This is a genomic window from Shinella sp. JR1-6, from assembly GCF_004284735.1.
In the GTDB taxonomy this organism is placed as follows: Bacteria; Pseudomonadota; Alphaproteobacteria; order Rhizobiales; family Rhizobiaceae; genus Shinella.
In genome coordinates, this window is the sequence record NZ_SHMI01000004.1 from 41,780 (window position 1) to 61,767 (window position 19,988).

The 19,988-nt window shown below is 65.3% G+C and carries 16 protein-coding genes; 12 read left to right on the top strand and 4 right to left on the bottom strand.

Annotation, left to right across the window (positions count from 1 at the left end; all coding sequences use genetic code 11):
• Positions 1–13: 13 nt before the first annotated feature.
• The gene (locus tag EXZ48_RS34815; RefSeq protein WP_023513321.1) at positions 14–157 is read right to left on the bottom strand and encodes a hypothetical protein; all 144 of its coding nucleotides are present in this window, start codon (positions 155–157) and stop codon (positions 14–16) included.
• Between the two features lie 161 nt (positions 158–318).
• Between EXZ48_RS34815 and EXZ48_RS07925 the strand changes: the two genes are divergently transcribed.
• The 8 genes from EXZ48_RS07925 to EXZ48_RS07960 all read left to right on the top strand — a co-directional run bounded on the left by EXZ48_RS07925 (position 319) and on the right by EXZ48_RS07960 (position 10,829).
• Positions 319–1,965, top strand: a complete 1,647-nt coding sequence (locus tag EXZ48_RS07925; protein ID WP_130515221.1) for a phosphoethanolamine transferase — start codon at positions 319–321, stop codon at positions 1,963–1,965.
• A 108-nt stretch (positions 1,966–2,073) separates the two neighbouring features.
• Positions 2,074–2,730 carry a response regulator transcription factor gene (locus tag EXZ48_RS07930; RefSeq protein ID WP_050744466.1) on the top strand — a complete coding sequence of 219 codons (657 nt, stop codon included), beginning with the start codon at positions 2,074–2,076 and terminating at the stop codon, positions 2,728–2,730.
• Positions 2,727–4,100 (top strand): histidine kinase dimerization/phospho-acceptor domain-containing protein, encoded by a 1,374-nt coding sequence (locus EXZ48_RS07935; RefSeq protein ID WP_130515222.1) that lies wholly within the window; start codon positions 2,727–2,729, stop codon positions 4,098–4,100. The genes EXZ48_RS07930 and EXZ48_RS07935 overlap by 4 nt, the downstream gene beginning before the upstream one ends.
• A gap of 173 nt (positions 4,101–4,273) precedes the next feature.
• Positions 4,274–4,495, top strand: a complete 222-nt coding sequence (locus EXZ48_RS07940) for a hypothetical protein (protein ID WP_024270484.1) — start codon at positions 4,274–4,276, stop codon at positions 4,493–4,495.
• Between the two features lie 149 nt (positions 4,496–4,644).
• Positions 4,645–6,039 (top strand): sigma-54 dependent transcriptional regulator, encoded by a 1,395-nt coding sequence (locus EXZ48_RS07945; protein ID WP_130515223.1) that lies wholly within the window; start codon positions 4,645–4,647, stop codon positions 6,037–6,039.
• Complete coding sequence (locus tag EXZ48_RS07950; RefSeq protein ID WP_130515224.1) at positions 6,032–8,044, top strand: cache domain-containing protein; 2,013 nt, start codon at positions 6,032–6,034, stop codon at positions 8,042–8,044. The genes EXZ48_RS07945 and EXZ48_RS07950 overlap by 8 nt, the downstream gene beginning before the upstream one ends.
• Before the next feature lie 239 nt (positions 8,045–8,283).
• A complete protein-coding gene (locus EXZ48_RS07955; RefSeq protein ID WP_130515226.1) occupies positions 8,284–9,933 on the top strand; it encodes an OFA family MFS transporter in 1,650 nt (549 codons plus the stop codon).
• Positions 9,934–10,052: 119 nt separating this feature from the next.
• Positions 10,053–10,829 (top strand): SDR family oxidoreductase, encoded by a 777-nt coding sequence (locus EXZ48_RS07960; protein WP_130515228.1) that lies wholly within the window; start codon positions 10,053–10,055, stop codon positions 10,827–10,829.
• 35 nt (positions 10,830–10,864) lie between these two features.
• On the opposite strand, the gene EXZ48_RS07965 is transcribed toward EXZ48_RS07960, so the two are convergent.
• A complete protein-coding gene (locus EXZ48_RS07965; protein WP_023512348.1) occupies positions 10,865–11,119 on the bottom strand; it encodes a hypothetical protein in 255 nt (84 codons plus the stop codon).
• Between the two features lie 15 nt (positions 11,120–11,134).
• A complete protein-coding gene (locus tag EXZ48_RS07970) occupies positions 11,135–12,019 on the bottom strand; it encodes a LysR family transcriptional regulator (RefSeq protein WP_023512349.1) in 885 nt (294 codons plus the stop codon).
• A gap of 128 nt (positions 12,020–12,147) precedes the next feature.
• On the opposite strand from EXZ48_RS07970, the gene EXZ48_RS07975 reads away from it, so the two are divergent.
• Genes EXZ48_RS07975 through EXZ48_RS07990 form a run of 4 tightly spaced genes read left to right on the top strand, consistent with a single transcriptional unit; the run spans position 12,148 to position 19,415 of the window.
• Positions 12,148–14,598 (top strand): FAD-dependent oxidoreductase, encoded by a 2,451-nt coding sequence (locus EXZ48_RS07975; protein ID WP_130515230.1) that lies wholly within the window; start codon positions 12,148–12,150, stop codon positions 14,596–14,598.
• Positions 14,595–17,042 (top strand): FAD-dependent oxidoreductase, encoded by a 2,448-nt coding sequence (locus tag EXZ48_RS07980; protein ID WP_130515232.1) that lies wholly within the window; start codon positions 14,595–14,597, stop codon positions 17,040–17,042. Before EXZ48_RS07975 ends, EXZ48_RS07980 begins: the two co-directional genes overlap by 4 nt.
• Entirely contained in the window at positions 17,039–17,884 is an 846-nt protein-coding gene (locus tag EXZ48_RS07985) for an oxaloacetate decarboxylase (RefSeq protein ID WP_130515234.1), read from the top strand. Before EXZ48_RS07980 ends, EXZ48_RS07985 begins: the two co-directional genes overlap by 4 nt.
• Entirely contained in the window at positions 17,877–19,415 is a 1,539-nt protein-coding gene (locus tag EXZ48_RS07990) for a trimethylamine methyltransferase family protein (RefSeq protein WP_023512353.1), read from the top strand. The genes EXZ48_RS07985 and EXZ48_RS07990 overlap by 8 nt, the downstream gene beginning before the upstream one ends.
• 31 nt (positions 19,416–19,446) lie before the next feature.
• Here EXZ48_RS07990 and EXZ48_RS07995 read toward each other — a convergent pair whose 3' ends face one another.
• Complete coding sequence (locus EXZ48_RS07995; RefSeq protein ID WP_130515236.1) at positions 19,447–19,890, bottom strand: Lrp/AsnC family transcriptional regulator; 444 nt, start codon at positions 19,888–19,890, stop codon at positions 19,447–19,449.
• Positions 19,891–19,988: the final 98 nt, after the last annotated feature.

The window sequence follows — 19,988 nt, forward strand, 5'->3', positions numbered from 1 at the left end:
ATCGGTTTCTCCTTCAGCCTGCGCGCAGCAGCAGCACCTGACGCACGTCCTGGCCGTGCGGCCTTGAAAATTGCATCTGGGCGAGGGGGATCGCCAGAACCATGAAAACCAGGGCTGTCACGAACAGCATGCCCGGGTGCAGCAGTCTCGATTTCACGCATCACCTCATACACGACTGTGCGTCTTATCCGCTGCCAAGCTGACGCTGCGCTGAACGCGGTCGCCGGCGTCGTTCAGGCGGCTGTCAGTTTCGCGGGGCAGGGAGGGCGCGGGATGGCGGCCCGCGGGCTGCCGGAGACGCTTTCGAAAGGACATCCGATGCGCGAAACAACCGGCAAGGCCGGCTTCCCCGCCTTCTGGCGGCCGCAACTCGGCAGCATCGCCGTCAGCATCCTGACGGCGCTCTACTTGCTCGCTTTGACCAACCGCAGCTTCTGGTCGAAAGGCTGGCTCTACCTCGACGGCCGGCCGACCACGTTCTTCTCCATCGCCGTCGGCATCGCCTGCCTCTACATTGCGCTCTGTGTCGCGGTCTCCGTGAAATATGTGATGAAGCCGATCTTCATCCTGCTCATCCTGGCAAGCGCCGCGGGCGCCTGGTTCATGGACCGGTATGGCGTGATCATCGACATGGAGATGATCCGCAATGCGGCCGAGACGAACAGCGCGGAGGCCGGGCACCTCATCACCCCAGGTTTCGTTCTGCACATGCTGGTCTATGGCGTGCTGCCCTCGGCGCTCCTCATGTGGGTCAAGGTCCGCCACAACACCTTCTTCTGGAAGCTGCGGGCCAATCTCGCGATCATCCTGCCTGCGCTGGTCATCGCGCTGGTCGCCGGCCTTTCCCATGCCCGCGTCTATGCCGCCACCGTCCGATCGCATCACGACTGGTTCGAGACGCTGAACCCCATCGTGCCGCTCGTCACTGCCGTGCAGTTCGCCGCCGGCCAATCGGCGGATCGCAACGTGGTGGCCGCTCCGCTGGGGACGGATGCCCGCGTCGTCGATGGTCCCTTCACCGAGCGCAAGCCGCGGCTGATGGTCGTCGTTGCCGGCGAGACGGCGCGTGCCGCCAATTTCTCGCTCGGCGGCTATGAACGTGAGACCAATCCCGAGCTGAAGACGAAGGACATCCGCTACTTCGGCGATACGGCGAGCTGCGGCACGGCGACCGCGGTCTCGCTGCCCTGCATGTTCTCCGTCTACACCCGCGCCGACTATTCGCACCGCAAAGGGCTGGAGACCGAGAACCTGCTCGACGTGCTCTCCCGTGCCGGCGTCGATGTCGAATGGTGGGACAACAATACCGGCAGCAAGAAGATCGCCGCGCGCGTGAAGGAGCGTTCGCTGATCGCGGGCGGCAACCCGCGTTATTGTTCGGGCGGCGAGTGCCAGGACCAGGTGCTGCTCGACAATCTCGACGCCTGGATCGGCTCGGTGAAGAAGGACACAGTGCTCGTGCTGCATCAGATCGGCAGTCACGGCCCGTCCTATTGGCTGCGGTATCCCGAGGAATACCGCCGCTTCAAGCCGGATTGCCGCAGCGCCGAGTTTTCCGATTGCACACGCGAGGAGATCGTCAACGCCTATGACAACACCATCGCCTATACCGACCATGTCCTTGCCGGCGTGATCGACCGGCTGCAGAAGGCGGAGGGCAGCCTCGACGTCTCCATGCTCTACATGTCCGATCACGGCGAATCGCTCGGCGAGCTCGGCCTCTATCTGCATGGTGCGCCTTACATGATCGCGCCGGGTGAGCAGACCCATGTGCCCTTCGTGCTCTGGCTCGGCAAGGATGCCAAGGCCGCCTATTCCGAAGCCTGTCTCGATGCGGAAACGCTGAAGCCGCAATCGCATGACAAGCTCTTCCATACCGTTCTGGGCACGATGCGCGTGGAAACGAAGGTGCGCGACCCCGCGCTCGACCTCATGTCGTCCTGCCGGCTCGGCGCCGTTTCCTGACCGGGATGGGCGATGGCAAGCCCGGCTTCTCCCGTGTATTCTCCGGATTCGGAAGGTGGCGTGCAGGCCTGTCGGCGTGCTGCTGCCGGTATGCGGAGAGACGGGCACTTGCGGGTTCTGCTGATCGAGGATGATGCCGTTCTGGGCGAGGCGGTGCGCGACTATGTGGCCGGGCTCGGCCATGCGGTCGATTGGATGCAGACGCTCGAGGACGGCCGCATGGCGGCCGAGGCGGTCGGCTACGAGCTGGTTCTCCTGGACCTGCGCCTGCCCGACGGCAGCGGCCTCTCGCTGCTGAAGAACCTTCGCCGTGCCGGTGCTACTGTGCCCGTCATCATCCTCACCGCGCATGACCAGATTTCCGACCGCATCGAGGGCCTGAATAGCGGCGCGGATGACTATCTCGTCAAACCGTTCAACCTCGGTGAACTCGGCGCCCGCATGCTCGCCGTCGCGCGGCGCTATTCGGCGTCGCCCCTGCCGGTGCTGGAATCCGGCTCGCTGGCGATCGAGCTGGCCGACCGCCGGGTCCTGCGCGATGGCGCGCCGATCGACCTGTCCGGCCGCGAATGGGCGGTGCTGGCGCGCCTTGCCACGCGGCCCAACGCCGTCGTCTCCAAGGGGGAGATCGAGGAGGCGCTCTATGCCTTCGGGGCGGAGATCGAGAGCAACACGGTCGAGGTCTATGTCAGCCGGTTGCGCAAGAAGCTCGGCAAGGATTGCGTCGAGACCCTGCGCGGTATCGGCTACAGGCTTGGCCGATGACGGAGAGCAGGGAACCGCGTGCAAGCGCCTTCCGGCCGAAGAGCCTTGCCGGCCAGCTCATGCTGTGGATCACCGTGATCACCACCTGCCTGTGGCTCGTCGCGGTGGGGTTCGGCGCGCTCGTCATGCAAGACGAGTTCGGCGAGATCTTCGACAGTTCCCTGCAGGAGACCGCCGAGCGCCTCGTGCCGCTCGTCATCGACGACCTCAACCGCAGCGACGACCTGAATGTCCCCCGGCGCATCGAGCGCTCGCCCTCGCAGCCCGGCGAGGAGTACCTGACCTATCAGGTGCGCGACCGCGAAGGCCGGGTGCTGCTGCATTCGCACACCGCTTCGGCGGAGCCGTTCGACGGGCCGTTGAAGGTGGGTTTTAGGGATGGTGAGCGGGGCCGGATCTACACCGCCGCGACGGCGGACGGCTCCATCTTCGTACAGGTGCAGGATTCGGCCGAGGAGCGACGGGAGGCCATGGTCGAGGGCTCGCTGGCGCTGCTGCTGCCGGTCCTGCTCATCGTGCCGGTCACGGTGCTGGCCGTCTGGATCGTCGTGCGCCGCGTGCTCCTGCCGGTCGAGACGCTCCGGGCGGCGATCGGTGAGAAGGATGGCGGCAATCTTGCGGCAATCGCGGCGGTGGATCTGCCGCAGGAGCTGCAGCCGATCCTGCGCTCCGTCAACCTCCTGCTTGCGCGGCTGCGCGCCGTGCTGGCGGCGGAACGGGAATTCACCTCCAACAGCGCCCACGAACTGCGCACGCCGATCGCCGGTGCGCTGGCGCAGACGCAGCTGCTCATGGCCGAGTTGAAGGATGCCCCGACCCGCGCGCGCGCCCAGCAGATCGAAGCTTCCCTGCAGAAGCTGACGAAGCTCACCGAAAAGCTGCTCCAGCTTGCCCGCGCCGAAGCGGGGATCGGCGTCAGCGAGACCACCTTCGACCTCGTTGATGTGCTCGGTGTCGTCGTCACGGATTTCCAGCGCGCATCGGATGAGGCCAGCCGCATCCGCTTCCGGAACGATCTTGCAGGACCGGCCCAGCGCGAAGGCACGGCCGACGCCTTCGCCATCGTGCTGCGCAACCTCGTCGAAAACGCGTTGCTGCATGGGCGGGCGGACGAGCCGATCGAGATCCTCCTCACCGAAACGGGCGCGGTCAGCATCCGCAACGGCGCTCCGGCCATGAGCGAGGCGGAGCTCGTCGCAGTGCGCAAGCGCTTTTCCCGTGGCAGAACGCTTGCCGCGGGCTCCGGTCTCGGGCTTTCCATTGCGGACCGGTTGCTGGCGCAGATGCGTGCCAGCCTCGTTCTCACATCGCCCATTGCCGGGCGTGTTGACGGTTTCCAGGCAGACATCGTGTTTCCGCCCGCACGCTGACGCCCGCCCGGCACTTTCCCTGCCTCATTTCTGAACAGTCTCGTTTTCCGGCGTTTCTACGTGGAGGGCCGCGCGGATATGCCCACAATTTTTTCCATTAGCATGTGAGAAAACTGTGGCTTTTTGCCTCATTGTGTGGTTTTCTGTGGCTCTAATCAGAAAAGGTGGGGAACATGGGTCGCAAACCGGAAGACTATGCGCGGCTGCTCGCCAGCGCGCTTTGCAAACTGCATGCAGCGGAGTGCCAGGGGGCATCGCCGCTCATCTCTGAAGACAGTGTGCGTGTGATCAGCGAAACCATCGCCGCGGCGATGGAGGATGCCCGGAAAATTCATATCGAACAGGAACTTGCGGCGATGCGTGAGCGCCGTGAGCGCATTCATCTCCATTCCTGACAATTCCTCCCGGCCCGCCGCCGCGCTCGCCTTGTGCTCGCGGCGGCGGCTTTCTATGGTAGGTGTTCAAGCCGTCCGGGCAAAAGCGTGCAGTGCTGCTGCATTCGGGCGGGCAAAGCTGAAGCGCCTGACCATCGGGAGGAGATGCGGTGCCGACTGAAGCCGTGCGCGTGCTGCGCGACACGTCCGCCGACCCGGAATTCGGGCCGTGGCTGGCGCAGGCCTCGATCCTCGTCGTCGACGACGAGCCGGGCATGCGCAACTTCCTGATGCGCACGCTCGGGCCGCGCTGCCGTCAGCTGGAACTGGCGGCCGATACGGACGAGGCCACGCGCAAGCTCGACCAGAATCATTTCGACGTGGTCATTCTTGACAACATCATGCCGAAGAAGAACGGCGTGGAATGGCTTGCCGAACAGCGCGCCATTGGCTTCTTCGCCGATGCCATTCTGATGACCGCCTATGCCGATCTCGAAACCGCCATCCAGGCGCTGCGGGCCGGCGCGGTCGATTTCATCCTGAAACCCTTCCGCTCCAACCAGTTGCTCAACGCCGTCGCACGCTGCCTCGACCGCATCCGCCTGCAGCGCGAAAACTACGTGCTGCGCTACGAGTTGAAGGCGACCTCCGACCATATCCTCCTGCGCGACCGGCTGATCGGCGAATCCTCGGCCATCGCCCGCGTGCGCGATACCATCGCCCGCGTCGCGCCGCTGCCGACCTCCGTTCTGCTCACCGGCCAGTCCGGCACCGGCAAGGAGGTGGCGGCGCGCTCGCTGCACACGCTGTCCGACCGCGCGGCCAAACCCTTCGTGCCGGTCAATTGCGGGGCGATCCCGCCCGACATGATCGAAAGCGAGCTGTTCGGCCACCTGAAGGGCGCTTTCACCGGTGCTGAGCGGGCGCGCGAAGGCCTGTTCCTGCATGCGCAGGGTGGCACGCTGTTTCTCGACGAGATCAGCGAGATGCCGCCGGCCACGCAAAGCAAGCTGTTGCGCGTGCTGGAGGACCGCAAGGTGCGGCCCGTCGGCTCCGAGCGTGAGGTGCCGGTCGACCTGCGCTTCGTCTTCGCCACCAATGCGGAACTGGAAAAGGAGGTGCAGGCGGGGCGCTTCCGGGCCGATCTGTTCTTCCGTATCAATGTCATGCAGATCCATCTTCCGCCGCTGAAGGACCGCGACGGCGATGCGGTGGAACTGGCCGCTCTCTTCATGAAGAAGCTTTCGGCGCAGCTGGCCATGCCCGCCGTGCCGATCGACGAAGCGACCCGGCGGGCATTGTCGGCCTACGGCTGGCCGGGCAATGTCCGCGAGCTGCGCAACCTCATCGAGCGCACGCTGATCCTCGGCCGTTTCCCGGATGGGTTCGGGCAGGGGCCGGTGCTGGCGCCGGCCGGCGGAGAGGGCGGGTCGCTTGCCGATGTCGAGCGGCGCCATATCCTCTCGGTGCTTGCCGCCTGCCATGGCGGGCGCGACGAGGCGGCGCGTCAGCTCGGCATTTCCCGCAAGACGATCGACCGCAAGCTGGCGGCCTGGGATGGCTGACGGCAGGCAGGGCGTCATCCGGCCGGCGCGCTCGGTGCGCTACCGGCTGCTGGCCATCGCGCTTCTGCCGATGCTGGTGATCCTGCCGCTGCTGCTCGGCATCACCGTCTACCGCTGGAACGAGAAGTTCGACGCGACGCTGATCTCCAAGGTCAACGGCGACCTCACCATCGCGCACCAGTATCTCGCCCATATCCTCGACAATACCGGCGAGCATGTCACCGCGCTCGGCGGCTCCGTGCGGTTTCGCGACAGCGCCGGCGACAACGGCGCGCTGAAGACGTTGCTTGACGAGGCGCGGGCGCGGCTGGAGCTCGATTTCCTCTATGTCGTCACGCCGGACGGCAGGCTCGTCGTCTCCGTGACCGCGACCACCGCCGAGACGCTGCGCACCGACTGGCCGGTCATCCGCGACGCGCTGGCCGGCAAACCGGCGACGGGCGTGGACATTTTCGAGAACGCCGACCTCGAGCGGCTCTCGCCCGATCTTGCCGCCCGCGCGCGCCTGCCGCTCGTCTCGACGACGAATGCGGTGCCGACCGAACGCACGGAGGAGACGCGCGGCATGGTCGTGCAGAGCGCGAGCCCCGTCACGCTCGGCGACGGGCGCAAGGCGGTACTCGTCGGCGGCATCCTGCTCAACCAGAACCTCGTCTTCATCGATACGATCAACGACCTCGTCTACCGCGAGGCGAGCCTGCCGGAGGGCAGCCAGGGGACGGCAACGCTGTTCCTGGACGATGTGCGCATCAGCACCAATGTGCGCCTGTTCGAAGGGCGCCGCGCGCTCGGCACGCGCGTTTCGGCTGCCGTGCGCTCGGCCGTGCTCGGCGAGGGGCGCACCTGGCTCGACAGCGCCTTCGTCGTCAATGACTGGTACATTTCCGCCTATGAACCGATCACCGACAGTCACGGCCAGCGCGTCGGCATGCTCTATGTCGGTTTCCTCGAGGCGCCGTTCACGGCGGCAAAGTACCAGACGGTTCTCACCATCGTCGCCGCCTTCTTCGCCATCACGGCGGCCAGCGTGCCGATCTTCCTGCGCTGGGCGCGCGGCATCTTCGAGCCTCTGGAGCGGGTGGACGCCACCATCGCGCGGGTGGAAAGCGGCGATCTTGGCGCGCGCACCGGCCCGGTCGACAGCCAGGACGAGATCGGCCGCGTCGCCGTACATCTCGATGATCTCTTGAACAAGCTCGAACAGAACGACCTGGAGCTGCGCCGCTGGAACGAGGAGCTGAACGCGCGCGTCGACGAGCGGACCCGGGAGCTGCAGCTCGCCAATCGCCGGCTGGAGGCGACGACCAAGCAGCTCATCCTGTCGGAAAAGCTTGCCGCGATCGGCGAAATCACTGCCGGTGTCGCCCATGAGATCAACAATCCCATCGCCGTCATGCAGGGCAACCTGGAGGTCATCCGCTCCGTGGTCGGCGACCGGGCGGAGCTGGCGAAGGTGGAGTTCCAGCTTCTCGACGAGCAGATCCAGCGCGTCAGCCAGATCGTCACGAAGCTCCTGCAGTTCGCCAAGCCCGAGGAATTCGCCGGTTTCGTCGATCGCCACGCGCCGGGCATGGCGGTGGCCGATTGCCTGCCGCTCGTCCAGCACCTGCTTGCCAAGGCGGCGATCGAGGTTCGGCTGGAGGACACGGCCGAACGGCTGGTGCTGATGAACCGCACCGAGCTCCAGCAGGTCGTCGTCAATCTCGTCGTCAATGCCATTCACGCCATGCCCGATGGCGGCAGGCTGAGCATCGTCACCCGGGACAGCGACCGTGGCGGGCGCCCGGGCGTGGAGATCGTCGTCAGCGATACCGGCGTCGGCATGGCGCCCGATCTCGTCGCAAAGGTCTTCGACCCGTTCTTCACCACCAAGCGGCAGGAGGGTACGGGCCTTGGCCTTTCCATCAGCCAGACGCTGGTGACGCGGCAGGGCGGCGCCATCGCGGTCACGAGCCGCCCGGGCGAGGGTGCCACCTTCACCATATGGCTGCCCGAGGCGGCCTGACCGGACAGTTTGTCCGGCGTTTACGGACAAACTGTCCATTTTGATTCCGCTCTCTTCTCCAAGCTGTTGATTTAAAACGAAATCCGCTTTGGCATGCACCTTGCAGAGCTCCGCGCGGGAGGTTCGGCTTCCGGCCGTCTGCAAGAGGGATGCAGGCATCCGGGCGTCGAAGGGCGGCGTTCGCCGGCTCCCCATCACGAAAATCTTCGCACCGAGGGGTGCGTCGCGGAGGAGACCCAATGACTGCATCGACCGAGACCTATGCCGGCGACTATTCCGGCAGCATCCTCGACCGGGAGCGTATCATCGCCAAACCCGGCTTCAACCGCTGGCTCGTTCCGCCGGCTGCGCTTGCCATTCACCTTTGCATCGGCATGGCCTACGGTTTCAGCGTGTTCTGGCTGCCTTTGTCCAAGGCCATTCCGGCAACGGATCCGGCTTGCGCCGATCTCAACCTCGTCTCTGCGCTCTTTACCACGAGCTGCAACTGGCGCGTCGCCGATCTCGGCTGGATCTATACGCTGTTCTTCGTGCTGCTCGGCTGTTCGGCGGCCATCTGGGGCGGCTGGCTGGAGCGCGTCGGCCCGCGCAAGGCGGGCTTCGTTTCGGCCTGCTGCTGGTGCGGCGGCATCGTCGTTGCGGCGCTCGGCGTGATGAGCCATCAATTGTGGCTGATGTGGCTCGGGGCGGGCGTCATCGGCGGCATCGGCCTCGGCCTTGGCTACATCTCCCCGGTCTCTACCCTGATCAAATGGTTCCCGGACCGGCGCGGCATGGCGACCGGCATGGCGATCATGGGTTTCGGCGGCGGCGCGATGATCGGCGCTCCTCTGGCGAACCTCCTGATGAACACCTTCAAGACCGATGTGACGGCCGGGGTCTGGCAGACCTTTCTCGTGATGGCCGCTATCTACTTCTGCTTCATGATGGGTGGGGCTTTCGGCTACCGCATTCCGCCGGCCGGCTGGCGCCCGGAAGGCTGGACACCACCGGCTTCCAAGTCGACGATGATCACCACGAAACACGTACACCTGCGTGATGCGCACAAGACGACGCAGTTCTGGCTGATCTGGCTGGTGCTCTGCCTCAACGTCTCGGCCGGCATCGGCGTCATCGGCATGGCCTCGCCCATGCTGCAGGAGATCTTCGGCGGGCGCCTCATCGGCCAGCCGGAGCTGAGCTTCGGTCAGCTCGACACCGAGCAGAAGGCGGCCATCGCGGCGATTGCCGCCGGCTTTACCGGCCTGCTCTCGCTGTTCAACATCGGCGGGCGCTTCGTCTGGGCCTCGCTCTCCGACAAGATCGGCCGCAAGAACACCTACTACACCTTCTTCATCCTCGGCATCGTGCTCTACGCGCTCGCCCCGACCCTGGCGGATATGGGCAGCAAGGCGCTCTTCGTGCTCGCCTTCGGCATCATCCTGTCGATGTATGGCGGGGGCTTTGCCACCGTCCCGGCCTATCTTGCGGATATTTTCGGCACGCAGTTCGTGGGCGCGATCCATGGCCGCCTGCTGACGGCCTGGGCGACCGCCGGCATCGTCGGCCCTGTCGTGGTCAACTATATCCGGGAGGCGCAGATCGCAGCGGGTGTCGAGCCGGGGCCGGCGCTCTATACCGGCACGATGTACATCCTTGCCGGCATGCTGGCCCTCGGCCTCATCGCCAACCTGTTCGTCCGGCCGCTCGCCGACAAGTGGTTCATGTCGGACGAGGAAGTCGCCTCCCTGCAGGCGAAGACGGCAGCGGCCAATGCCGGCCCGACCGGGTCCTTCGGCATCGGCAAGGGCGGGCTCGATACCAGGGCGGTGCTCGCCTGGGCGATCGTCGGCCTTCCGCTCCTCTGGGGAATCTGGGTGACGCTGAAGAGCACCGCCGCGCTGTTCTGAGATCCTCCGTAGACGACGCGGCGAAGTCCCCGGCTGATGCCGGGGACTTTTTCATGATCCCTTGCAGCGGGTGTCCTTTTCGCGCAAACCGGAGGGACACGTCAAAGGAGGAGGACGACATGACCGAATGGGGACGGACCGGCACAGGCAAGATCGCACTGGTGACGGGCGGCGGCACGGGCATCGGCCTTGCCATCGCCAGGAGCCTCAGCGCCGAGGGCTATGCGGTCGTCATCACCGGGCGCCGGGCCGCAGTGCTGGAGGAGGCTGCCGCCCTCATTACCGGCGAAACGGGCAACCCGGTGCGTGCCATCCCCTGCAATGTCGGCGATCCCGCCGAGGTCGCTGCAGCTTTTGCGGCGGTCAGGCGTGATTTCGGCCGGCTCGACGTGCTCGTCAACAATGCCGGCTCCAACGTCTCCCCGGCGCTGCTGGAGGACATTCCCTTCGAGGAGTGGAGCAGCATTCTCGCCGCGAACCTGACGGGTGCCTTCCTCTGCACCCAGCAGGCCTTCAAACTGATGAAGGACCAGACCCCGCGCGGCGGGCGCATCATCAACAACGGCTCGATTTCCGCCACCACGCCGCGTCCGAATTCCGCGCCCTATACGGCGACGAAACACGCCATCACCGGCCTCACCAAGTCGACGGCGCTCGACGGGCGCAAATACGACATCGCCTGCGGCCAGATCGATATCGGCAATGCCGCGACCGATATGACGAAGCGCATGAGTGCCGGCATCCTCCAGCCGAACGGCGAGATTGTCAGCGAGCCGACCATGTCGGTCAAACACGTCGCCGATGCCGTGGTCTACATGGCCAGCCTGCCGCTCGACGCCAATGTGCTGAACATGACGGTCATGGCGACGGCGATGCCGTTCGTCGGGCGGGGATAATTCGGTCCGAGAGGCGGCGGCGCGAGGGTAGGCCCCTAACGCCGCGGCTCGCCGCCTTCGGCATAGGCGGTCTTCTGCCGGAACTTGAAGACATGGCCGCAACGGCAGCGGATCATGTGTTTGTCGGGATGTTTCGAGGCGCGCTCCGTGGCAAAGCCGTGCGGCAGCGAATCAACGGTGAAATCGGGATGCGCCCGGCTCGGCATGTCGTCTTCGGAAACCTCGGCATAGCCGGAATGGCCGCACATGGCGCATTCGAGTTTGCGCGAATAGCGGTCGCGGGCGGCCATGAACGATTCCCTTCGTCAGATGCGGTCCGGCCGTTCATAGGCATGTGACCGCCCGGTTTCAAGCAGCGCCTGAAGGGTGGCGATGATCCGCCGGTGCTGGTGGGCATGGCGCGTGCGCACGTTGACGGCGGCATAGACCGCTTGCGCGATCGGCTCTGCCCCCGCCACGCGGCTGACCGCGCCGGTGCGCAGCAGCCGCTTGGCATCGGCTTCCGTCACGAAGGCCGAGCCGCCGAGTTTCTGCATCAGCGCGAGGATGGCGGTCGTCTCGCCGCTGGCGATCGGCGCGGTCGAAAGCTCGGGATGGGCCTGCCGGTGCAGCCGGTCGAAGGCGGGGGAATAGACGGCCTGGATATAGTCTTCGGCCTTCACGTCCTCGATGCGGCTGACCTTGTTGCTCACCATCTCGTAATGCACTTCGCCGATGCGCTCGTAGTGCAGGTCCGGCAGATAATGCGGCGTGAAGAGGATGGCGAGGTCGAGGTCGCCGGCGCCGAGGTCGCGGTTCATCTGGCCGGAATAATCGACCTCCAGATAGATCGAGGTGGCCGGCAACTCCCTGCGCACCGCCGCCAGCCAGTCGCCGGCATAGTGGGCGGCAAGATCGTGTTGCAGGCCGATGCGCATGGAGCGCTCGTAGGCGCCGGCCGTCTCCACCGCGCGCGTCGCCTCATGCCATTGATGTTGCAAAGCTTTTGCATGATCGAGGAAGCGCAGGCCGGCGGCCGTCGGCTGCGTGCCGCCCTTGTTCCGCGCAAAGAGTTTTCGCGCGAACATCGCCTCGAGCGCGTTGATGCGGTGCGTCACCGTCGATTGCGTGATGTTCAGCCGCTCCGCCGTGCGGTTGAAATTGCGGGTTTCCATCAGGTCCAGAAATGTCTCGATCAGGATGATTTGCATGAATGCGCCGCATTTCCCAAATGTTTTGCGGCAGTCTAATCGAAATTATCGATTAATAAACCCACTTCATCCGCTTGCCGCCCGGCGCTTTGGTTGCCACAAATCCCGGGCAAACGAGGGGAACGAGAATGTCCGCACTGCCAAGCCATGCCCGGGTCGTCATCATCGGCGGAGGCGCCGTCGGGGCGTCGGCGCTTTACCACCTGGCGAAGGCCGGGTGGACGGATTGCGTGCTGCTCGAAAAGAACGAGCTGACCGCCGGCTCCACCTGGCACGCCGCCGGCAACGTGCCGACCTTTTCCTCCTCCTGGTCGATCATGAACATGCAGCGCTATTCCGCCTCGCTCTACCGCGAGCTGGGCGCGCTGGTCGATTACCCCATGAACTACCATGTGACGGGCTCGATCCGTCTCGGCCATTCGAAGGAGCGCTTGCAAGAGTTCAAGCGCGTCGTCGGCATGGGGCGCTACCAGGGCATGGACCTCGACATCCTCTCGCCCGACGAGATGCGCTCGAAATATCCCTTCCTCGAAACGCACGAGCTTTCCGGTGCGCTCTACGACCCCTATGACGGCGACATCGATCCCGCGCAGTTGACGCAGGCCTTGGCAAAAGGCGCGCGCGACATGGGCGCAAAAATCTTCCGCTTCTGTCCGGCGACCGGCGCGCGCCGCGAGGGCGACGAATGGGTGATCTCGACGCCGCAGGGCGAGATCCGCTGCGAGAAGGTCGTCAACGCCGCCGGTTACTATGCCCGCGAAGTCGGAAAATGGTTCGGCCGCGATGTGCCGATGATGGTGATGAGCCATCAATACATGCTGTTCGAGGAAATCCCGGAACTGGCCGCATGGTCGCGCGAAGCCGGGCACAAGCTGCCGCTGCTGCGCGACGTCGACAGTTCCTATTATCTGCGTCAGGAAAAGACCGGCATGAACCTCGGCCCCTACGAGCGCAATTGCAAGGCGCATTGGGTGACGCCTGACGATCCGATGCCGGACGATTTTTCCTTCCAGCTCTTTCCGGACGATCTCGACCGCCTCGAATGGTATCTCAACGACGCCGTCGAGCGCGTGCCGATCCTCGGCACCGCCGGCCTGTCGCGCATGATCAACGGTCCGATCCCTTACGCGCCGGATGGCAACCCGCTGCTCGGCCCGATGCCCGGCGTGCCGAACGCCTTTGAGGCCTGCGTCTTCACCTTCGGCATCTGCCAGGCTGGCGGCGCCGGCAAGGTTCTTGCCGAATGGGTGACGGAAGGCGAGACGGAGTGGGACATGTGGTCCTGCGATCCGCGCCGCTACACCGCTTTTGCCGCCGACAAGGACTATTGCGTCGCCAAGGGCATGGAAATTTACGGCCACGAATATGCCATGCACTTCCCCAAACACGCCTGGCCGGCGGGGCGGAACCAAAAGCTCTCGCCGATCCACGACCGTATCGCGGCGCTCGGCGCGCAGTTCAAGCCCTACAACGGCTGGGAGCGCGCCAACTGGTATGCCGGGGACGGTGACGACACATCGGAAGCCTCGACCCAGACCTGGAACCGCGAAGGGCCGTGGCGGGCGCGCATCGAGGCGGAATGCCGCGCCGTCACCGAGGCCGCCGGCATCCTCGACCTTCCCGGCTTCTCGCGCTTCCGCGTGAAGGGCGAGGGCGCGACGGCGTGGCTCACATCGCTCATCACCGGCCGCGTGCCGAAACCCGGCCGTATCGGCCTTGCCTATTTCTCCGACGACAAGGGCCGCATCGTCACGGAAATGTCGGTCATGATGCTGGCGGAGGACTTTTTCTTCCTCATCACCGCCGCGACCGCGCAGTGGCACGATTTCGAGTGGCTGCAAAAGCACCTGCCAAAGAATCCGGTCTTCACGCTGGATGACGTCACGGAAAACTTCTCGTGCCAGATTCTCTCCGGCCCGAACTCCCGCGCCATCCTCGCCGATGTCTGCAAGGCGGACCTCACCATGCCGTGGCTCACCCACCAGCCGGTGGAGATCGCCGGCCGCTGGTGCCAGCTCGTGCGCGTCTCCTTCGCCGGCGAACTCGGCTGGGAAATCCACACCAAGGTCGAGGATACCGCCGTCATCTTCGACGCCGTCTGGGCGGCGGGGCAGAAGCATGGGCTAAAACCCTTCGGCATGGAGGCGCTCGACAGCCTGCGCATCGAAAAGGGCTATCGCGCGTGGAAGGGCGATCTTTCGACCGACTACACCATCCTGCAAGGCGGCCTCGAGCGCTTCGTCGACTGGACGAAGCCGGCCTTCAAGGGCAAGGCCGCGCTGGAGCGCGAGAAGCTTGAGGGCGTGACGAAACGTTTCGTGACGCTGACCGTGGACGCCGGCGACTGCGATGCGCCCTACATGTCGACGCTCTGGCACGACGGCAAGGTCGTCGGCGAGACGACCTCCGGCAACTGGGGCTATCGCACCGGCAAATCGATCGCGCTCGGCATGCTGAAGGCCGATCTCGCGACACCCGGCACGGAAATCGAGGTGGAAATCTACGGCGAGCGTTTCAAGGCGGTTGTTCAGCCGGACGGGCCGCTCTTCGACCCCAACAATGAAAGACTGCGCGCATGAGCAAACCCATTCCTCAGAAGGCGAGAGCCGTCATCATCGGCGGCGGCGTTTCCGGCTGCTCGGTCGCCTATCACCTCGCAAAACTCGGCTGGACAGATGTGGTGCTGCTGGAGCGCAAGCAGCTCACGTGCGGCACCACATGGCATGCCGCGGGCCTGATCGGCCAGCTCCGCGCCTCGCAGAACATGACGCGCCTCGCAAAGTATTCCGCCGACCTTTACGTCAAGCTTGAAGCCGAGACGGGCATCGGCACCGGCATGCGCCAGTGCGGCTCGATGACGGTGGCGCTGACGGAGGAGCGCAAGGAAGAGATTTACCGCCAGGCCTCGCTCGCCCGCGCCTTCGATATCGACGTGCGCGAAATCACCGTCGACGAGGTGAAGGCGATGTATCCGCACCTCAACACGGCGGATGTGAAGGCCGCCGTGCACCTGCCGCTCGATGGCCAGTGCGACCCGGCGAACATCGCGATGGCCCTGGCGAAGGGCGCGCGGCAGAACGGCGCGACGGTGATCGAGGGCGTAAAAGTCACCTCCGTCCTCACCAGGGATGGACGCGTGACGGGCATCACCTGCGAGCAGAACGGCGAAACCTTCACCATCGAAACGGAAAACGTCGTCAACGCCGCCGGCATGTGGGGGCGCACGCTCGCCGATATGTCGGGCGTGACGTTGCCGCTGCATGCCTGCGAGCATTTCTACATCGTGACCGAGCCGATCCCGAACCTGCAACGGCTCCCCGTGCTGCGCGTGCCGGATGAATGCACCTACTACAAGGAAGACGCCGGCAAGATGCTGATCGGGGCCTTCGAGCTGAAGGCCAAGCCGTGGGGCATGGACGGCATCTCGGAAGATTTTTGCTTCGACCAGCTTCCGGAGGATTTCGACCACTTCCAGCCGATCCTCGAAAACGCCATCAACCGTATGCCGATGCTGGAGACGGCCGGCATCCACACCTTCTTCAACGGCCCGGAAAGCTTTACGCCCGACGACCGCTACTATCTCGGCGAAGCCACGCAACTGAAGGGCTACTGGGTCGCCGCCGGCTACAATTCCATCGGCATCGTCTCCTCCGGCGGGGCGGGCATGGCGCTTGCCCAGTGGATGAACGACGGCGAAGCGCCTTTCGATCTCTGGGAGGTGGATATTCGCCGCGCCCAGCCCTTCCAGCGCAATCGGGCCTATCTGAAGGATCGCGTCTCCGAAACGCTCGGCCTGCTCTATGCCGACCATTTCCCCTATCGCCAGATGGCGACGGCCCGCGGCGTGCGGCGCTCGCCGCTGCATGAGCACCTGAAGGCGCGGGGCGCGGTGTTTGGCGAAGTGGCCGGTTGGGAGCGCGCCAACTGGTTCGCGAAGGAAGGGCAGGAGCGGGAATACCGCTATTCATGGAAGCGGCAGAACTGGTTCGAGAACCAGAAGGACGAGCACCTTGCCGTGCGCAACGGCGTCGGCCTCTTCGACATGACCTCTTTTGGAAAAATCCGCGTCGAGGGCCGCGATGCGCTGGCCTTCCTGCAAAAGCTCTGCGCCAACCAGATGGACGTCGCCCCCGGCAGGATCGTCTATACGCAGATGCTCAACGAACGCGGCGGCATCGAGAGCGACCTGACGGTGACGCGCCTTTCGGAGACGGCGTTCTTCCTCGTCGTGCCCGGCGCGACGTTGCAGCGCGATCTCGCCTGGCTTCGCAAGCACTTGAAGGACGAGTTCGTCGTCATCACCGATGTGACGGCGGCCGAAAGCGTGCTCTGCGTCATGGGGCCGAAGGCGCGCGATCTCATGCGGAAGGTCAGCCCGAACGACTTTTCCAATGCGGCGCATCCCTTCGCCACGGCGCGGGAGATCGAGATCGGCATGGGCCTCGCCCGCGCGCATCGCGTCACCTATGTCGGCGAACTCGGCTGGGAGCTCTACGTCTCCACCGACCAGACCGCCCACGTCTTCGAGGCGCTGGAGGCGGTGGGGGCGGATGTCGGGCTGAAACTGTGCGGGCTGCATACGCTCGACAGTTGCCGCATCGAAAAGGCGTTCCGGCATTTCGGCCATGATATCACAGACGAGGACCATGTGCTCGAGGCCGGCCTCGGCTTTGCGGTGCGCACGAAGAAGGGTGATTTCATCGGCCGCGACGCGGTGCTGCGCAGGCAGGAGTCCGGCCTTAAGCGCCGCATGGTGCAGTTCAGGCTGACCGATCCCGAGCCTGTGCTCTTCCACAACGAAGCGCTGGTGCGTGACGGCAAGATCGTTTCGACCATCACCTCGGGCAATTACGGCCACTTCCTCGGCGGCGCGATCGGCATGGGCTATGTGCCTTCAGCCGGCGAGAGCGAGGCGGATGTGCTCGCCTCGAACTACGAGATCGAGATCGCCGGTATCAGGGTGAAGGCGGAAGCCTCGCTTCAACCCCTGTACGATCCGAAAGCCGAAAGGGTGCGCGCATGAAAAACCTTGCCGACCGTCACCAGCGATTTTTCGATCTGCACCAGTCGGGCTGCTTCGTCATCCCCAATCCCTGGGACATGGGCTCCGCCCGCATGATGGCCGCCTCCGGCGCCGTGGCGCTCGCGACCACCTCGGCCGGCTTCGCCTTCACGCTCGGGCGTCCCGACATGGGCCGCGTGACGCGCGAGGAAGCGCTGAAGCACGCGGAAGACCTGGTGCGCGCCACGCCGCTGCCGGTCTCCGGCGATTTCGAGAACGGCTTTGCCGATGCGCCCGAGGGCGTCGCCGAGACGATCCGGCTTGCCGCAGAGGTCGGGCTTTCCGGCTGCTCGATCGAAGACACGCAGATGGTGGACGGCAACCCCGCCTATGCCTTCGATCTCGCCGTGGACCGTATCCGCGCCGCGGCGGATGCCGCCCGGTCGCTCGGCCGGCCCTTCATCCTCTGCGCCCGGGCCGATGGCGTGATGAACGGCGTCTACGATCTCGACGAGGCCATCCGCCGCATCCAGGCTTACGAGACGGCCGGCGCGGATCTCGTCTACGTGCCCGTGCCGCCGGGCGAGGCGGAACTGCGCCGTGTCGTGCAGTCCGTCTCAAAGCCGGTCAATGCGCTCGCCGCCGGGCCGCTGCGCCAGCTCACCGTGCCGCAGCTTGCCGCTATCGGCGTGCGCCGCATCTCGCTCGGCTCGATGATCGCCCGCGTCACCCATGCCGCCATCGCCGAGCAGATGGACGCCATCGTCAAGGATGGCAGTTTTGCAAAATTGTCGGCCGCCGCGTCGGGGGACCTCATCAACAGAATGCTGGCCGCCGGTGCGGGGGAGACGGATCATGAGTGAACAGGCAGTTTTGTCCCGGCGGTCCGGTGGGCGTGCGGCGCGCGTCGCGATGCGCGCGGCACCCCTTGCGGAAAACGTCCGGCCGGTGCGGCCGGGCCTGCCGGGCGGCCAGTACAAGCCGCTGACGGAGGCGGGCGTGCGCCGCATCCACGAGGCGGCGCTGGATGCGCTCGAAAATATCGGTCTCGCCAATGCGCCGAAATCCGGCATCGAGATCATGACGGGCGCGGGCGCCATTCTCGGTGAGGACGGACGTTTGCGCTTCCCGCGCGCGCTGGTGGAGGACATGCTGGCCCTTGCGGCGCGCGACATCACGCTTTACGGCCGCGATCCGAAATACGATCTCGAACTGTCGGGCACCCGCGTCTATTACGGCACGGCGGGCGCGGCGGTGCATATCGTCGATGTGGAGAAGCGCGAGTACCGCGAATCGACCGCGAAGGACCTCTTCAACGCCGCCCAGCTCGTCCATCATCTCGATAACGTGCATTTCTTCCAGCGGGCGATGGTCTGCCGCGATGTCGCGGACAATTTCCTGATGGACATCAACACGCTCTACGGCTGCTGCGCCGGCACTTCCAAGCACGTCGGCACCAGCTTCTCCGATCCCTCCCATGTTGCCGGCTGCTTCGATCTCATCCACATGATGGCCGGCGGCGAGGACAAGTGGCGGGCGCGGCCCTTCGTGTCGAATTCCAACTGCTTCGTCGTGCCGCCGATGAAATTCGCGGAAGAGAGCTGCATCACCATGGAGGCCTGCATCCGGGCCGGCATGCCGATCCTGTTGCTCTCGGCCGGGCAGGCCGGCGCGACGGCCCCCGCTCCGCTCGCCACCGCCATCGTGCAGGCGGTCGCCGAATGCCTTGCCGGCGTCGTCTACGTCAATGCCATGGCCCCCGGCCACCCGGCGATCTTCGGCACATGGCCCTTCGTTTCGGACCTGCGCACCGGCGCCATGTCCGGCGGCTCCGGCGAGCAGGCATTGCTGACGGCCGGCTGCGCGCAGATGCACCAGTTCTACCGGCTCCCCGGCGGCGCGGCGGCGGGCATTGCCGATTCCAAGCTGCCGGATATGCAGGCGGGCTGGGAACAGGCGATCTCGAATGTCATGGCGGGTCTCTCCGGCCTCAACATGGTCTATGAGGCCGTCGGCATGCATGCCTCGCTGCTCGGCTTCTGCCTTGAAAGCCTCGTGCTCGGCGACGACCTTTTGGGCCAGGTGCAGCGCTGCGTGCGCGGCATCGACGTGACGGAGGATTCCGTCTCGCTGGAGACGATGCGGTCGGTCTGCCTCGAAGGTCCCGGCCATTATCTCGGCGATCCGCAGACGCTGTCGCTGATGCAGACGGAATATATCTATCCCGCCGTCGCCGACCGCACGAGCCCCAAGGAATGGGCCGAGATCGGCCGGCCGGACCTTGTGCAGAAGGCGATCGAGCGCAAGAACCGCATTCTCTCGGAGGCCGGCGGCCCGCTCTTCGATTTTGCGACGGACCAGGCGGTGCGGGAGAAGTTCAAGATCTACTTCTGAAGCAAGTCCATTAAATGCTGGGATTAAACGCCTAGACTCTGCGATCGAAATGGGTGCGCAGCGAGACGTGCGTCTGCACGGTCGCGATGCCGGGCGTCGTCGCGATCTGGCGGCGCACGGTGTCGAGTTCGCCGTTCGAAGTGCATTCGACAAGCAGCATCAGGTCCGTCGGTCCGGCGAGCGACCAGCAGGTCACGACGTTCGGAATGCCGGTGAGATGCGGCACGATATGGTCGCAGTTGCGGCCCTGCTGGAAGCCGACGGCGATCAGCGCCTCGACGCCCGGTCGTTCCCGGTCGATACCGAGCTTCACGGTATAGCCGGCGATGACGCCCTTCGCCTCCAGCCGCCGGATGCGCTCGTGCACCGCGCTTCGGGAAAGCCCCGTGTGGCGCGCAAGCTCCACGAGGCTTTGGCGCGCGTCGGCGCGCAGCGCCGCGAGCAGCAGCCTGTCCTTCTCGTCCAGTTCGTTCATCCGGAAAAACCTCCATCCGGCCGGACGATCGTCCGGCGCTCCGGCTCCTTGCTGCGCGAAACCGGACGGAAAAGCAACTATTCGTCGGTCATCGCTTC

Coding starts and splice junctions, on each gene's coding strand:
- EXZ48_RS07925 (WP_130515221.1), top strand. CDS start 319: ATGCGCGAAACAACCGGCAAGGCCGGCTTCCCCGCCTTCTGGCGGCCG.
- EXZ48_RS07935 (WP_130515222.1), top strand. CDS start 2,727: ATGACGGAGAGCAGGGAACCGCGTGCAAGCGCCTTCCGGCCGAAGAGC.
- EXZ48_RS07940 (WP_024270484.1), top strand. CDS start 4,274: ATGGGTCGCAAACCGGAAGACTATGCGCGGCTGCTCGCCAGCGCGCTT.
- EXZ48_RS07950 (WP_130515224.1), top strand. CDS start 6,032: ATGGCTGACGGCAGGCAGGGCGTCATCCGGCCGGCGCGCTCGGTGCGC.
- EXZ48_RS07955 (WP_130515226.1), top strand. CDS start 8,284: ATGACTGCATCGACCGAGACCTATGCCGGCGACTATTCCGGCAGCATC.
- EXZ48_RS07960 (WP_130515228.1), top strand. CDS start 10,053: ATGACCGAATGGGGACGGACCGGCACAGGCAAGATCGCACTGGTGACG.
- EXZ48_RS07965 (WP_023512348.1), bottom strand. CDS start 11,119: ATGGCCGCCCGCGACCGCTATTCGCGCAAACTCGAATGCGCCATGTGC.
- EXZ48_RS07970 (WP_023512349.1), bottom strand. CDS start 12,019: ATGCAAATCATCCTGATCGAGACATTTCTGGACCTGATGGAAACCCGC.
- EXZ48_RS07975 (WP_130515230.1), top strand. CDS start 12,148: ATGTCCGCACTGCCAAGCCATGCCCGGGTCGTCATCATCGGCGGAGGC.
- EXZ48_RS07980 (WP_130515232.1), top strand. CDS start 14,595: ATGAGCAAACCCATTCCTCAGAAGGCGAGAGCCGTCATCATCGGCGGC.
- EXZ48_RS07985 (WP_130515234.1), top strand. CDS start 17,039: ATGAAAAACCTTGCCGACCGTCACCAGCGATTTTTCGATCTGCACCAG.
- EXZ48_RS07990 (WP_023512353.1), top strand. CDS start 17,877: ATGAGTGAACAGGCAGTTTTGTCCCGGCGGTCCGGTGGGCGTGCGGCG.
- EXZ48_RS07995 (WP_130515236.1), bottom strand. CDS start 19,890: ATGAACGAACTGGACGAGAAGGACAGGCTGCTGCTCGCGGCGCTGCGC.